The organism is Nocardia sp. NPDC051900, from assembly GCF_044452545.1.
Taxonomy (GTDB): domain Bacteria; phylum Actinomycetota; class Actinomycetes; order Mycobacteriales; family Mycobacteriaceae; genus Nocardia; species Nocardia sichangensis.
Genome location: NZ_JBITBU010000009.1, coordinates 35,860 through 50,173 on the forward strand (window position 1 = coordinate 35,860; position 14,314 = coordinate 50,173).

Here is a 14,314-nt window from a genome sequence, read left to right on the forward strand (position 1 = left end):
GAACGTGTTGCTACCGTGCTGAAAACGTGATCCGGGCGACGCCGCCCGAACGATGTCGGGACTTCTCAGCACATGACACTCCTTACCGCAGGGCGCTCGGTTCGCGTCTTCACCCGCGTTGCCGCCTTGTCCCTCTGCCTGGTCTTCGGGCTCGGCGCGGCAGCCATCGCCAGGGCGGAGCCCGCCTACGCGGCGTATCTCGATCTCCCGTCCGTCAATGGCGACGGTGCGGGGCCGGGTGGACTCGATCCGCTTCTCCCGCTGAGCGAATTCGACCTAGCGGAGGCGTTGCGGCAGGCACGGGCCGACGGAGTGCCGCCGCGCAGATACGCGACGCTGCTGCACCAGTACTGGCTGGTGGTCGCCACCCGCAACGCCGACATCGACTTGGCGGCCTGGGATCCCGGTCGGGGCCCGCGCGCGAACGAACGCACGTTCAACCAGGTGTACGTCAACTACCTGCGGCTGGCCACCCAGCACCCGGGGTTCTACTGGGCGGGACTCGCCGGAATCGCGGGCGGATCGTTCGCCTCCGGATTCTTCGACATGAGCGACGCGGGTTTCGTCCTGGACCTGCCCGGCATCCATCGGCTCGGCGACACGGTCGCCGATCTCCTGCGCGCCACTCCACCGGAACTGGCGGCTGCGCTGCCGGAGGACATCCGGCTGCTCGCTACCGAGGGTTCTCGGCTGACCGCGGCGGACGTCGCCTGGTACCAGACACGCCTGATGATCATGCAGAAGCACATCTTCACGGATCTGGTGCCGATGCACGAGGCCTACGTCGCGCTCGGCATGCGCGGAATCGACGAGATGTACGCGGCCGGTGTGCTGGACGACGACATCCACGCCGCTTGGCGGTCGATCGCCTCGGGCACCCGGGACGGCTACATCGACGCGCTGGTCCGGATGACCGATCGGGAGCAGAACCACGTCGTGGCCGACCAGTGGGACGAGACATCGGCGGGTCGCGCGCCGATCGGCCGCGTGCTCACCTATGTCAGCACCATCGCGGGTAAACCCGCTGTCCCGGGCGTTCGCGCGCCAGGCGTGTTCGCCCCGACGGTGGTGAGCGCCGAAGTCGGAGGCCGCGGCCTCGCGCTGCGCGTCCCGTTGCCCGGCTTCAACTGGGCCGACCGCGACACCCGATGGAACTACATCACCGGTGACCTGGTGCCCCGCCACATCGATATGGAGACCGATCCCGTGTCGGCCGGCGCCGTCCTCGGCGAGGCGTTCTGGAACAAGCTGGCGCGCGGTCGCGTGGCCGCACGCTTACCGGAGCTGATCGCGGACCTGACCGCGCACTGGCAGATCTCCGGATGACCGAGCAGCGTCCGATAGCCGGGGTGAGTGCGACAAACCGGAAACTCGGACGGGTATCCTCGAAGTGTTATGCAGGTATTCCGCGTGTCGCACGAGGAATACCTGGTGCCGGGGTATAGACCTCTGTACACGGGCTCGCCGGACCGATCGCCGCGATCGGTGCCCGGTCCGGACGCGAGCACGCGCATCGACGAAGGATTTCTCGGATGCATTGCCCGTACTGCCGACACCCCGACTCTCGGGTGGTGGATTCGCGCGAGGCCGACGAAGGCGCGGCCATCCGTCGCCGTCGCGCCTGCCCGCAATGTGGGCGGCGGTTCACCACGGTGGAGACGGCCATCCTGTCGGTGGTCAAGCGTAGCGGCGTCACCGAGCCGTTCAGCCGTGAGAAGGTCATCCGGGGTGTGCGCCGGGCCTGCCAAGGCCGTGAGGTCGACGACGACGCGCTGAACCTGCTCGCCCAGCAGGTGGAAGACGCGGTGCGGGCGAAGGGTTCTCCCGAGGTGCCGAGTCACGAGGTGGGCTTGGCCATTCTCGGCCCGCTACGGGATCTGGACGAGGTGGCCTACCTGCGCTTCGCGTCGGTCTACCGATCGTTCACCTCGGCCGACGACTTCGAACGCGAGATCAGGGAGATGCGCCGGGCGCGTGCGGAAGCGTTGTCGGCCGCCGACTGACTCAGCGCCGCACAGCGGCGATCGCCTTCTCGATTCGCTTGGCCGACACCGGAAACGGGGTGCCGAGCTTCTGCGCGAACAGACTGACCCGGAATTCCTCGATCATCCACCAGATTTCGGTGACCGCGGGCGCATGCTTGCGGTTCTCCGGTAGCGACGCGACCAGGCGGTCGTAGGCGGCCAGCGCCCGATCGAGTTCGGCCATGCCCTGCCGATCGCGAACGGCGGAGCCGGGCAGCGCCTCCAGTCGCGCCACCGCGGCCTGGAGATAACGGGGCAGCTCACGCAGTCTCGTCGCGCCCGTCTCGGAGACGAAGCCGCGGAACACCAGGTTGTCGAGCTGATGACGGACGTCATCGGCGATGTCGCGCTCGCTCGTTCGCTCCAGCGCCGCGGAGACCTGGTGTGCGCCGGCGAGGATCGGCACGACCAGGCGCACGAAACGAGCGACGGTAGCGGCGAAGTCGGGCCGGATCCGGGCGACGAGCCCGTCGAACTCGGCCGGGTCGTGCACCGGCCCGCCCGCGGCCGCGAGCAATTCGTCGGCGGCGGCCGCGCGGCAGTCCTCGAGCAGCGCCTCCAGCGAGCCGTACGGATTCTGACTCAGGGCGAGGCGGTCCGCGGGCGACAGGCCCGCGGTGGCGGAGCGGACCGACGTGGGCAGTGCGTGCAGCAGCAGCGCTCTGGTGCCGAGGCGCATGGCGGCGGCCTGCTCCGCGGGGGAGCTGAGAACCCGGAGCGCCACACCGTCCCCTTCGGTGACGAGCGCGGGATATCCGGTGACGGTCTGGCCCGCCACCTCGCGCCGCACCGTCGGCGCGATGGTGCCCAGCGATTCGGAGGTCCACACCGTGGCCGGAGGGCGTTCCGCGCCCGCGGTGGCCCGGGCGACCGAGGCGGAGACCTGTTCGGCCAGCTGCGTTTTCAGTGCGGCGAGGCTCTTGCCGCGCGCGAGCGTAGCCCCGTCGCCGCCGACGGCCGCGAAGGTCATGCGCAGGTGGTCGGGCAGCGCGGCGATGTCGAAGTCGGTGGGGGCGATCGGCACCGAACCCAGCCGGGAGAGCTCGCGCGCCAGCCCCGCGCGCAGCGGCTCCGCACGCGGGGTGAGCGCCGCCAAGGCGGCGGTCGCGAAATCGGGGGCGGGAACAACACTGCGCCGCAAGGCCTTCGGCAATGTCTTGATCAGAGCGGCGGCCAGTTCGTCGCGCATGCCCGGCACCAGCCAGTCGAAACCGACGGCGCGAACGTGGGCGAGCTGTTCCACCGGTATACGCACGGTGACGCCGTCGTCCTCGTTGCCCGGTTCGAACTGGTAGGAGAGCGGGAAACTGAGTTCGCCCTGCCGCCAGGAGTCGGGGAACGCCGCCGGGTCCAGCGCGGCCGCGCCCTCGTTGACCACGGTGGAGGTGGAGAAGTCCAGCTGCGCCGGGTCTTCCCGGCGTGCGGCGCGCCACCAGCTGTCGAAGTGCCGCACCGAGACGATGTCGGCGGGCAGGCGCTTGTCGTAGAACTCGAACAGCACCTCGTCGTCGACCAGGATGTCGCGGCGGCGGGCGCGGTGCTCCAGGTCGGCGACATCGTCCAGCAGCGCGCGATTGCGGTGGAAGAACTCGTGCCGGGTCTGCCACTCGCCCTGCACCAGGGCATGGCGGATGAACAACTCGCGTGACAGCTCCGGGTCGATGCGGCCGTAATCCACGGGCCTGCCGGTGACCAGGGGGATGCCGTACAGCGTCACCCGTTCGTAGGCGCGCGCCGCGCCTCGCTTGGCCGACCAGTGTGGTTCGGAGTAGGTGCGCTTGACGAGGTCGCCCGCCAGCCGCTCGGCCCATTCGGGCTCGATCTTCGCGGCCATCCGCCCCCACAGCCGTGAGGTCTCGACCAGTTCGGCGGCCATCACCCAGCGGGGCGGCTTCTTGGCCAGCGAGGAACCGGGGAAGATCATGAACTTGGCGTTGCGGGCGCCGAGGAACTCCCGGGTTTCCGCCTCGCGGACGCCGATGTGCGACAGCATGCCCGCCAGCAGCGCCTGATGGATGGCGGTGGCATCCCAGGGGAGTCCGTCGTCCACGACGGCCGCGGCGGCGGATTTGCCACGTTCGGAGCCTGCGCGTCCGTCGCCACCGCGACCTCTGCGTGACCTGTTGCCGGACTTGCGATCCGGTGCCGCCGCTTCGGCTCGGTCCGGTTTCGCGCCGTCCTCCGCGTTCTCCGCGCGCGTCGACCAGCCGAGGCCCCTGGTGATCGTGCGCAGCTGCCCGTGGAGATCCTGCCACTCCCGGATCCGCAGGTAGTGCAGGAACTCCTCCCGGCACAGACGGCGGAACTGATTGGACGACAACGACTTGCGCTGTCCGCCGAGGTATTCCCACAGGCGCAGGTAGGCCAGGAAATCGGAGCCGTCGACGGTGAACCGCGCGTGCTTGGTGTCGGCGGCCTGCTGCTGATCGGCGGGCCGCTCGCGGACGTCCTGGATCGACAGCGCCGCGACGATGACCAGCACGTCGGCCAGGCACCCGGTGCGCTGCGCCTCCACCAGCATCCGCGCCATCCGGGGATCGACGGGGAGCTGGGCCATCTCACGGCCGATCGGCGTCAGCGACAGTGCGGCGTCGTCGCCACTCGCCCTGGCCCCGCCGTCTCGCCGCGCGAGTGCGCCGAGCTCCTCGAGCAGGGCGACGCCGTCGCGGATGGCGCGGCGGTCCGGCGCCTCCACGAACGGGAAGTTCTCGATGTCACCGAGTCCGAGCGCGGTCATCTGCAGGATCACCGCGGCGAGGTTGGTGCGCAGGATCTCCGGATCGGTGAAGGTGGGCCGGGATTCGAAGTCGTCCTCCGAATACAGGCGGATGCAGATGCCGTCGGCGACGCGACCGCAACGCCCGGATCGCTGCCGCGCCGATGCCTGGGACACCGGTTCGATCGGCAGCCGTTGCACTTTGGTCCGCATGGAATAGCGCGAGATCCGCGCGGTGCCCGGGTCGACGACGTACCGGATCCCTGGCACCGTGAGCGAGGTCTCCGCGACGTTCGTCGCGAGCACCACCCGGCGCCCGGTGTGCGGGGCGAACACGCGGTGCTGCTCGGCGGTGGACAGCCGGGCGTACAGCGGAAGGATCTCGGTGCGCGGCAGCTTCAGATCGCGCAGCGCGTCCGCGGTGTCGCGGATCTCGCGTTCGCCGGAAAGGAACACCAGCACGTCGCCGTCGCCCGCGGCGAACAGTTCGGTCACCGCGTCACCGATGGCGTCCACCGGGTCTCGGTCGACGATGCGGGTATCTTCGTCGTCTTCGTCCTCGGCGGCGCTCGGCAGCTCCAGCGCGAGCGGCCGGTAGCGGATCTCCACCGGGTACGAGCGCCCGGAGACCTCGACGATCGGTGCCGGCGTGCCCTGTTCGTCCGCGAAATGCCGGGCGAACAGCTCGGGATCGATGGTCGCCGAGGTGATGATCACCTTGAGGTCGGGCCTGCGGGGCAGCAGCTGTTTGAGGTAGCCGAGCAGGAAGTCGATGTTGAGACTGCGTTCGTGTGCCTCATCGATGATGATCGTGTCGTAGCGGCGCAGCAGCCGGTCGCGCTGGATCTCCGCGAGCAGGATGCCGTCGGTCATCAACTTGACCAGAGTGTGTTCGGAGGCGTGGTCGGTGAACCGCACCGTGTAGCCGACCACGTCGCCGAGTTCGGTACCCAGCTCCTCGGCGATGCGCTCGGCCACGGTGCGCGCGGCGAGCCTGCGGGGCTGGGTGTGCCCGATGGTGCCGCGGATGCCGCGGCCGAGTTCGAGGCAGATCTTCGGGATCTGGGTGGTCTTGCCGGAGCCGGTCTCGCCCGCGACGATGACCACCTGGTGCTCGGCGATGGCAGCGGCGATGTCCTCGCGGCGGGCGGTGACCGGTAGCTGCTCCGGGTAGCGGATCTCCGGCACCGCGGCGCGCCGCGCTTCGACGCGCAGTTCGGCCGCTGTGATCTCGGTCTCCACCTCGCCCAGGTCGCCGCCGCGCGCTTTGTCGAGCCTGCGCCGCAACCGGTGTTCGTCGCGAAGGGAGAGATTCGCCAGGCGGGTGCGAAGGTCGCGGAGATCGGTGGCGGCTGTCCTGGTCATTGCATCGACCAGCCTAGCGAAATCCGCCAGCGGATTTTTCCACCAGGCGGTGCGTCCGGTAGCCGAGAGTAAGCCAGCGGTGCGCGACCGGTGCGGTGTCCCGCCCGGATATGCGCTGTTCAGTGCCGATGCGCGCGGTGTTTGTGTCCGGTTCGCGGAGCGGTCGCGGCGTTCGGAGGTATGGACCGCGGCCGGGGAACCGGTAAAGGTGGAAGACATGAACGCGCTATGGCATGGCTTCGCCGACATGGGCGCCGTCGAGCGGGACGGAGCGTTCGTGGTCGCCCGCGGGGAGGGCGCCTACGTCTTCGACCGGGCGGGCAACCGCTACCTGGACGCCACCGCGGGCCTGTGGTTCGCCAACGTGGGCCACGGGCGCGGCGAGATCGCCGACGCGGTGGCCGCGCAGCTGCGCACGATCGCGCACTACTCGAATTTCGGCGACATCACCGAGCCCGCCACCCAGGAACTCGCCGAGCGGCTCGCCGGGCTCGCGCCGGTTCCCGGCAGCAAGATCTTCTTCACCTCGGGCGGCTCCGACTCCGTCGACACCGCGGCCAAGCTCGCCCGCCGCTACTGGCACGAACTAGGGCAGCCGGGCAAGACGATCATGGTCGGGCGGCGGATGGCCTATCACGGCATGCACGTGGGTGGCACCGCGCTCGGTGGCCTCCCGGGAAACCGCGAAGGCTATGGCGAGCTGATGCCCGCGGCGCGCACCGTGGAATGGGACGACGCGAAGGCACTGCTCGCCCTCATCGAGGAAGTCGGCGCCGAGCGGATCGCCGCGTTCTTCTGCGAACCCGTCATCGGCGCGGGCGGTGTGTATCCGCCACCGGCGGGTTACCTCGCCGAGGTGCGCCGGATCTGCCGTGACCACGACATCCTGTTCGTCGCCGACGAGGTGGTCACCGGTTTCGGCCGCATCGGCGGAGCGTGGTTCGCCTCGTCCCGGCTCGCGCTCGAACCCGATCTGATGACCACCGCGAAGGGGCTGACCTCCGGATATCTCCCGATGGGCGCGGTATTCGCCGCACCGCGCGTGGCGGAGCCGTTCTTCGCGGGCGGCGTCTGGTGGCGGCACGGCTACACCTACGGCGGCCACGCGGGCGCGGCGGCCGCCGCGTTGGCGAATCTCGACATCGTCGAGCGGGAAGACCTGCTCGCGGCCGCTTTGCGCCTGGAATCCAGCCTGCACGATCAGCTGTCGGTGCTCGCCGAACACCCCAGGGTCGCCGAGGTGCGCAGCGGATTCGGCGCCGTCGCGGCCATCCAGCTCGCCGATCCGGACGAAGGGCCGCGACTGGTCAAGACGTTGCGTGCGCACGGCATCTCCGGTCGCGCCGCGGGCCAAGGAGCCATGCAGGTCTCCCCGGCCTTCGTCATGACCGACGACCAGGTCGCCGAGCTCGTCGAGGGATTCACCCGCGCGTTGAACGATGCTTGACGTCAGAGGTCACGGCTCATGAAGACGCTATGTGGATCAGGGCGGTAGTCACCGAACGGCGGGCAGTGGGCGAAGCCGTGGGCGGCGTAGAGCCGTCGTGCGGGCCGGAAGAAATCATGCGCACCCGTCTCGAGGCTGAGGCGGCGGTAGCCGCGCGCGGTGGCCTCGGCGAGCAGATGACGCAGCAGGGTCGTCGCGATACCGCGGCGTTGGTGCGTCGCGGCGGTGCGCATGGATTTGATCTCGGCGTGGTCGTCGTCGAGGCGCTTCACCGCGGCGCATCCGGCGAGGGCCGCACCGTCCCATGCGGTCCAGAACGTGACGTCCGGATGACGCAGCGCCGCCAGGTCCAGCGCGTGCATGCTCTCCGCGGGCGAGTGCGCGGCCATCTCGGCAAGGTGCTCGGTGAGCAGTGCCGCGACCTCCGGGCCGGTGAGGTCGTCGACGACGATGCGCAGACCGTCGCGCTCGATTTCGGTGACGTGTTTGCCGGCCTGGTGGGACATGGCTCCATCATGGCGGGTCGCTCGGTTCCACCCGCATCCCGCCGCTGACTCGGCACCTCGCCGAGGCCGCGCCCGAGCGTTCCCCGGGCGGCCTCGGATCGAAGAGCGCCGCGCGGAGCCGACCTCCGCGACACGGCGGAGCGCGCCGCGAAGTCGTCGCCGGGACGGCAGGCCGCGCTCAGAACGTAAGTATCTGTCCGACAGCAGCCTTCAACAGCATCGAAGAAGCACCTGTCAGCGCTGTCTTCAGGGTAGATCGAAACCACTGTCGTTCGACCGAATCCGCGATGCGGCGCGCACACCGGAACTCGGCCATGAGGGCAGGCGATCGAAATGCCGGGGTGTGGCTTCCCTCAGCGTCATACATGATGTGCGCGATTTGAAAATGACACCCCGAGCGCTCCGGGATGCGAGCATGGAAGGGCGACGACCGTGGTCGCCGTGCTGAGAGGTGGTGGGGTGTGGCGCAGTTCGTGCAGGAGTATGCCGTGTTGCGGTGGATGATGTTGGCGGCGTTCGTGATCGCCGCGGGGATCGTGCTGTCGCGGGTGGCGGCGGCCGCGGCGTCGTCGACCGGGTCGGTCGCGCAGACGCAGCCACCGTCGGACGCCTCGGCCGGGCACTCCGAATCCGATGCGGCCCACCTGGTGATGTGCCTGGTGATGCTCGGCATGCTGGCGTTTCCCTCGGGCGCGAGCCCGCATGCGGTGCGCGGCGTACTGACGGCGATGGCCGTGGTGTTCGCCGGGTTGCTGACGATCCGTGCCGTGGAGTACGCCACCCAGGGGCGGCCATTGCCGATCGACCGGCTGGTACCGCTCGGCTACCACATCGTCGCCGCCGCGGCGATGCTCTACGCGATGTCCGGCCATACGGGTTCCGGCCATGTGGGCGGTCCGTCCACCGGACCGGCGCTCGTTCTCGCCGTCCTGTTCCTGCTCGACGCGCTTCTGGTGACCTTCACCGCCTGTACCGGCCGGACCCGGGCGCACGTGCCGGGGCCGCTGGGGCTGCTGGTGCGTTCCGGCGGCTGCGTCGCCGCCCTCACCGGTCCCGCGAAACCGTGGGCGGCGGTGCCGCATGTGGTGATGGACGCGGGCACCGCATACATGCTCGCGGCCGTGATCATTCGGTGACCGTGACCAATCCGGTTTCCCGCGCATACCGAACCCCTGTGCATGCAGGCACGGGATTCGGCCATGAGCAACGAACACGGTTCTGCTTCACCCCATCGCTCCGGCGGTCCGGCGCGTGCGCGCGAGGAAACCGATGACCCGGCGCTCGCGTGCTCGCTGCCCACCGGTTACGACCGAGCACGGGCGACCAGCGCGAGCCGTGAGCTCGCGGCGCTGCTCGCCGCCGCAGGCGCGGGCGATCGCGGCGCGTTCACCGAGTTCTATCAGCTGACCAGTCCGCGGGTGTTCGGGCTCGCGGTGCGAGTCCTGCGCAGTCATGCCGCCGCGGAGGAGGTGACCCAGGAGGTCTACCTCCAGGTCTGGTCGATGGCCGATCGCTACGATGCCACGCTGGCCAGTCCGGTCGGCTGGCTCATGATGCTCGCCCATCGCCGGGCGGTGGACCGGGTTCGCGCGGAGAGTTCGGCCACCAGCCGAGACCTCGTCTACGCGCACGGGCAGCTCGGGCGCGCCCACGATGTCGTCGCCGAATCGGTCACCCAGCGCATCGAGGAGCAACAGGTGGCAGGCTGCCTGGGGAGGTTGACCCCCACGCAGCGCGAAGCGATCGTGCTGGCCTATTACGGCGGGTGGACCTACCGGGAGGTCGCCGATCGTCTCTCGGTGCCGCTGCCCACGATCAAGACCCGCATCCGCGACGGGCTGAAACGATTGGAGCAATGTTTGTCCGGGGAAGGCAGCGATGGTTGACACCTCGCCGCGCTCGGAGGCGGACCTCATCGACCTCGCCTACCCCTGCGCGCTGGACGCGGTCGCCGATATCGAACGCAGGCACATCGATGCCCGTCTGGCGGCCGCGGACCCGGAGGTGCGCCAAGCGTTCTCCGACACCGTGTGGCAGGTGCGTGACGTCATGGGGCGGCTGGCCGTGCTCGGTGAGCTCGCGCCGCCGCCGGAGCTGGAACGCCGCATCCTGGCCGCGCTGCCCGACGAGCGCGCCGAGCGGTCGAGCACGCGGATCGCGTCGTGGCGGCGCTCGCTGCGCTGGGTGGCGCCGATCGCGGCCGTCTTGTGCCTGGTGATCGGTGGCAGCGTGGTGACCGCGCAGCTCCTCGGCTCCCACTCGGACCCGGCCGCCGCCGATCGGGTGCACATGCGGACGGTGAACGGATCGTTCGCCGGGGGTGGGCTGCTCGTCGTCGACGCCTCACCCGAACTCGGACGCGCGGTCGTCGTCTTCGATCGGGTCGCTCCGCCGCCGTTGGGCCGGGTGTATCAGGTGTGGCTGGTCGGTTCCGACGGGCGACCACGCTCGGCGGGATTGCTGAGCGACGTGCCGTCGACCGAGCGGCCGTTCGTCACCGGTTTCCGGTCCGGCGAAGTGCTGGCGGTGAGCGTCGAACCGGACGGCGGTTCGGACGCACCGAGCGGCGATCCGATCGTGGGCGTGACCCTGCCCTGAGCGGCGTCAGATCTCCACCGGCTGGTCCGCGGCGACTCGGCCGCCCAGATGCACCCAGCCGTCGGAGTCCCACCGGGTGAACAATTGCGAGCCTTTGCCCTGGGTGATGACCAGTCCCTTGCGCAGCAGCGCCGTCAACGCCACGGCCGCGGCTCCGGTCGCCTCGTCCTCGGTGATGCCCATGGTCGGCGCGAACATGCGCGATCGCAGGGCGGCGCGATGCTCGTCGGTCCACGCCCACAGGTAGTGCGGACCGCCGGGGAACTCCTCCGGCCGCAAGGTGGCCAGCTCCTCGGCGTCCTCCAGTTGATGGAAGGTGAACGCGGGCGCCCACTCGCCGCGAGCGGTGATCCAAGTCAATCCCTCGGTGAGCTCCACGGCCACCGGGCCCGCGGGGACGTCCAGTGTCCGCACCGGAAGGCCCTGCGACGCGAACCACCACGCAGTCCCCACCGAGGGGTGCCCGGCGAACGGAAGTTCCATCGTGGGGGTGTAGATCCGCACCGCGGCGGTGCCGTCCACCGGCTCCTCGACGACCACGGTCTCGCTGTATCCGGCCTTGGCGGCCAGCGCCTGCCGATCGGCCGCGGCCACGTCGGCCGCCCGTGCGATACCCAACTCGTTGCCGAAGCGTCCGGCGGCGTCGGTGAACACTCGCACCACATCGACCTGTGTGCTCATGCTCGCCGAGCCTACTCGGGTGCCGCGGGCGCGAGCTGTCACGCAGACCACAATGGAACGCGAAAGAGGCCCCCGTCGCAGGACAGGGGCCTCTTTCCCAGCGAAATCAGATCGCGGCCGCGGTGAGGGCCTCGGTCGACTGCACCGCCTGGCCGACACCGGCCACGATCGCGGCGGCGCGCAGCGATTCGAAGATCACCTCGCGAGATACGCCCGCTTCGCGCAACGTGTGCTCGTGCGCCTCGAGGCAGTGCGCGCAACCGTTGATCGACGAGACCGCGAACGACCACAGCTCGAAGTCGGCCTTGTCGACGCCCGGCGTGCCGATGATCTGCATGCGCAGCCCCGCCCGCAAGTCGTCGTAGCGACCGCCGAGGAACGCCTTGCCCCGGTAGAACACGTTGTTCATGCCCATGATCGAGGCGGCGCCGAGCGCGGCGTTGTACGCCTCCGCCGACAGCACGTCGGCGGCTTCCTCGGCGATCTCGCGCAGCGTGGTCGTCGACCGGGTGGCGGCCGCCGACGCGAGCAGGGTGCCCCACAACTGCTGTTCGTTCAGCACCGTGGTGCGCGCGATGGATGACAGATTGAGCTTGAGGTCCTTGGCGTACTCGGGAAGGGAGTTCTTCAGGTTCTCAATGCTCATGCGGCGATTCCTCTACTCGAAGCGATCCCGTGCGGGGACCAGGTCGGTTCTCGATGGTGTGGGGTTGGGACGTACCAGGAAGTCCGGATGCGACCGCGGTTTTCAGACGCTGGCGGACAGGAGTTCGCCCGCGTCGATGGTGGGGTCGCCCTTCTTCCAGTTGCAGGCGCACAGCTCGTCGGACTGCAGGGCGTCGAGCACGCGCAGCACCTCGTCGACGTTGCGGCCGACCGAACCCGCGGTCACGGAGACGAACTGGACCTCGTTGTTCGGGTCGACGATGAAGGTGGCGCGGTCGGCGACGCCGTCGGCGTTGAGCACACCGGTGGCCGCGGCCAGTTCCCGCTTGAGGTCCGAGAGCATGGGGAAGGGGAGGGTCTTGAGGTCCTCGTGCTGAGCGCGCCACTGGAAGTGCACGAACTCGTTGTCCACCGACGCGCCGAGCACCACGGCGTCCCGGTCCTCGAATTCGTCGTTGAGCTTGCCGAACGCGGCGATCTCCGTCGGGCACACGAAGGTGAAGTCCTTCGGCCAGAAGAAGACGATCCGCCACTTGCCCGCGTGGTCGTCGCTGGTGATCCGGGTGAAGTAGTCGTCGGGCTGCTGAGCGTCGACCTTCGACAGGTCACCGCCGATGACCGCGGTGAGGTTGTATGCCGGGAATTGGTCGCCGATGGTCAGCAGGGCCATGCTCGTCTCCTCGTCATTTGATTGCCAACTGTGTTCTGCGGTATTGCCGAACCGTTGCCGTGAAAGCCGTCCACCGACTCGAATTCAGCACTCACACCGCGGGTGAAAGCTCATGGGCGATCTTGCCCAAGGGGCGGTAAAAGGTAAAGGTGATCAGTCGCACTACACTGATAGGGGTGACTGATCAGACTTATCAGCCCACCCTGTCACAGCTGCGTGCGTTCGTGGCGATCGCGGAATACCGCCATTTCGGCACCGCGGCTGCCCGTCTCGGTGTGAGTCAGCCCACGCTATCGCAGGCGCTCGCCGCCCTGGAACACGGGCTCGGGCTCCAGCTGATCGAACGCAGCACCCGGCGCGTGCTGGTCACCGCCGCCGGGATGCGGTTGCTGCCAAAGGCGATGGCGACGCTGGAGGCCGCGGACCGTTTCGTCGCGTCGGCCACCGGTGACGGGCTCGGCGGCACGCTGCGGATGGGCATCATCCCGACGGTCGCCCCCTATGTGCTGCCCGGGTTGCTGCCGGAATTGCGCAAGCGGCTGCCCGAACTGCGCCCGCAGATCATCGAGGACCAGACCGCCCGGCTGCTGGACGGGCTGCGCACCGGCGTGCTGGACGTCGCGCTGCTCGCGGTCCCCACCGAGATGCCGGGCCTGGTCGAGATTCCGCTGTACTCCGAGGAATTCGTGCTGGTCACGCCGCGCGGCCACGAACTGGCCGGGCGTGGCGACCTGGCGGCGTCGGTGCTGGACGCCCAGCCGCTGCTGCTGCTGGACGAGGGGCACTGCCTGCGCGATCAGACCTTGGAGGCGTGCCGCTCGGCCGATGTGCATCCCGCCGCCGTCGGCGACACCAGGGCCGCGTCCCTGTCCACCGTGGTCCAGTGCGTGGCGGGTGGGCTCGGTGTCACGCTGATCCCGCAGATGGCGGTCGCGGCGGAGACCGCGCGCGGCACGTTGGACGTGGCGCACTTCTCCGCTCCCGCACCCGGCCGCACCATCGGCCTGGTTTTTCGCACGTCCAGCGCCCGCGCCGACGATTACGAATACCTGGCCGCCATCGTCCGTGCTCAGCGGCCGATGTAGCTGCGTCGCACGCGCCGGCCGGGCACAGTGGAGGCCGGTGAGAGGAGAGGCGAGTTGGCATCGGCGGCGCTGGGAGAGGGGCGGCTCGGCCGCCTGTCCGGATCCGACCATGCGTTGTTCGTCTACGGCACCCTGCAATTCCCCGAGGTGTTGACGACGCTGCTCGGGCGAGTGCCATCGCTCGAACCGGCCGAGCTGGCCGGGTGGCGCGCCGCCGCGCTGCCGCGGCGGTTGTATCCCGGGCTGGTCGCCGCGGCGCACGGGCGCGCCCGCGGCGCCGTGCTGACCGGTCTCAGCGCGACGGAGTGGAGGATTCTCGACGCGTTCGAGGACGACGAGTACGACCTGCGCCAAGTGCGCCTCGAGGGCCGGAACGCTCCGGTGTGGACCTACGTCTGGACGGTGGCGGCGGACTCGGCGGACTGGGAACGGGACCGGTTCGCCGCCGAGCATCTCGCGCGTTTCGCCGTCCGGTCCGCGCGGTGGCGGCAGGACCCCGCGAGCTTCTCGGACTCGGCCGGACCCGGGTGGTCGGATCCCTCGGCGTGAGGCCGTG

Annotated in this window: 13 protein-coding genes; 8 read left to right on the top strand and 5 right to left on the bottom strand. The window is 69.6% G+C overall.

Annotated elements, in window-relative coordinates:
• The first annotated feature begins 72 nt into the window (after window positions 1-72).
• Complete coding sequence (locus ACIA5H_RS16800) at window positions 73-1,326, top strand: hypothetical protein (protein ID WP_397076720.1); 1,254 nt, start codon at window positions 73-75, stop codon at window positions 1,324-1,326.
• Window positions 1,327-1,532: 206 nt separating this feature from the next.
• Window positions 1,533-2,003, top strand: coding sequence for a transcriptional regulator NrdR (gene nrdR, locus ACIA5H_RS16805; RefSeq protein WP_355070293.1), 471 nt, complete (start codon window positions 1,533-1,535; stop codon window positions 2,001-2,003).
• A gap of 1 nt (window position 2,004) precedes the next feature.
• Here the strand turns inward: nrdR and hrpA are convergent, their stop codons facing one another.
• Window positions 2,005-6,105, bottom strand: a complete 4,101-nt coding sequence (gene hrpA / locus ACIA5H_RS16810) for an ATP-dependent RNA helicase HrpA (protein WP_397076721.1) — start codon at window positions 6,103-6,105, stop codon at window positions 2,005-2,007.
• Window positions 6,106-6,322: 217 nt separating this feature from the next.
• Between hrpA and ACIA5H_RS16815 the strand changes: the two genes are divergently transcribed.
• Window positions 6,323-7,552, top strand: coding sequence for an aspartate aminotransferase family protein (locus tag ACIA5H_RS16815; protein ID WP_397076722.1), 1,230 nt, complete (start codon window positions 6,323-6,325; stop codon window positions 7,550-7,552).
• 2 nt (window positions 7,553-7,554) lie between these two features.
• On the opposite strand, the gene ACIA5H_RS16820 is transcribed toward ACIA5H_RS16815, so the two are convergent.
• Window positions 7,555-8,058 (bottom strand): GNAT family N-acetyltransferase, encoded by a 504-nt coding sequence (locus ACIA5H_RS16820; RefSeq protein ID WP_356961540.1) that lies wholly within the window; start codon window positions 8,056-8,058, stop codon window positions 7,555-7,557.
• 461 nt (window positions 8,059-8,519) lie between these two features.
• Between ACIA5H_RS16820 and ACIA5H_RS16825 the strand changes: the two genes are divergently transcribed.
• The 3 genes from ACIA5H_RS16825 to ACIA5H_RS16835 all read left to right on the top strand — a co-directional run bounded on the left by ACIA5H_RS16825 (window position 8,520) and on the right by ACIA5H_RS16835 (window position 10,656).
• The gene (locus ACIA5H_RS16825) at window positions 8,520-9,194 is read left to right on the top strand and encodes a DUF5134 domain-containing protein (RefSeq protein WP_397076723.1); all 675 of its coding nucleotides are present in this window, start codon (window positions 8,520-8,522) and stop codon (window positions 9,192-9,194) included.
• A 63-nt stretch (window positions 9,195-9,257) separates the two neighbouring features.
• Window positions 9,258-9,944: an ECF RNA polymerase sigma factor SigK gene (gene sigK / locus ACIA5H_RS16830; RefSeq protein WP_397076724.1), complete on the top strand. Its 687-nt coding sequence runs from the start codon at window positions 9,258-9,260 to the stop codon at window positions 9,942-9,944.
• Complete coding sequence (locus ACIA5H_RS16835) at window positions 9,937-10,656, top strand: anti-sigma factor domain-containing protein (RefSeq protein WP_379251206.1); 720 nt, start codon at window positions 9,937-9,939, stop codon at window positions 10,654-10,656. Before sigK ends, ACIA5H_RS16835 begins: the two co-directional genes overlap by 8 nt.
• A 6-nt stretch (window positions 10,657-10,662) precedes the next feature.
• Here ACIA5H_RS16835 and ACIA5H_RS16840 read toward each other — a convergent pair whose 3' ends face one another.
• From ACIA5H_RS16840 to ACIA5H_RS16850, 3 genes are all read right to left on the bottom strand, one after another.
• A complete protein-coding gene (locus ACIA5H_RS16840; protein WP_379251204.1) occupies window positions 10,663-11,337 on the bottom strand; it encodes a PhzF family phenazine biosynthesis protein in 675 nt (224 codons plus the stop codon).
• Window positions 11,338-11,443: 106 nt separating this feature from the next.
• On the bottom strand, window positions 11,444-11,983 hold the full coding sequence (locus ACIA5H_RS16845; protein ID WP_039799200.1) for a carboxymuconolactone decarboxylase family protein: 540 nt from the start codon (window positions 11,981-11,983) through the stop codon (window positions 11,444-11,446).
• 102 nt (window positions 11,984-12,085) lie between these two features.
• Entirely contained in the window at window positions 12,086-12,673 is a 588-nt protein-coding gene (locus ACIA5H_RS16850) for a peroxiredoxin (RefSeq protein WP_397076725.1), read from the bottom strand.
• 176 nt (window positions 12,674-12,849) lie between these two features.
• Between ACIA5H_RS16850 and ACIA5H_RS16855 the strand changes: the two genes are divergently transcribed.
• Together ACIA5H_RS16855 and ACIA5H_RS16860 are read left to right on the top strand one after the other, a co-directional pair.
• Window positions 12,850-13,758, top strand: coding sequence for a hydrogen peroxide-inducible genes activator (locus ACIA5H_RS16855; protein ID WP_379251200.1), 909 nt, complete (start codon window positions 12,850-12,852; stop codon window positions 13,756-13,758).
• A 54-nt stretch (window positions 13,759-13,812) separates the two neighbouring features.
• Entirely contained in the window at window positions 13,813-14,307 is a 495-nt protein-coding gene (locus tag ACIA5H_RS16860) for a gamma-glutamylcyclotransferase family protein (RefSeq protein WP_397076726.1), read from the top strand.
• Window positions 14,308-14,314: the final 7 nt, after the last annotated feature.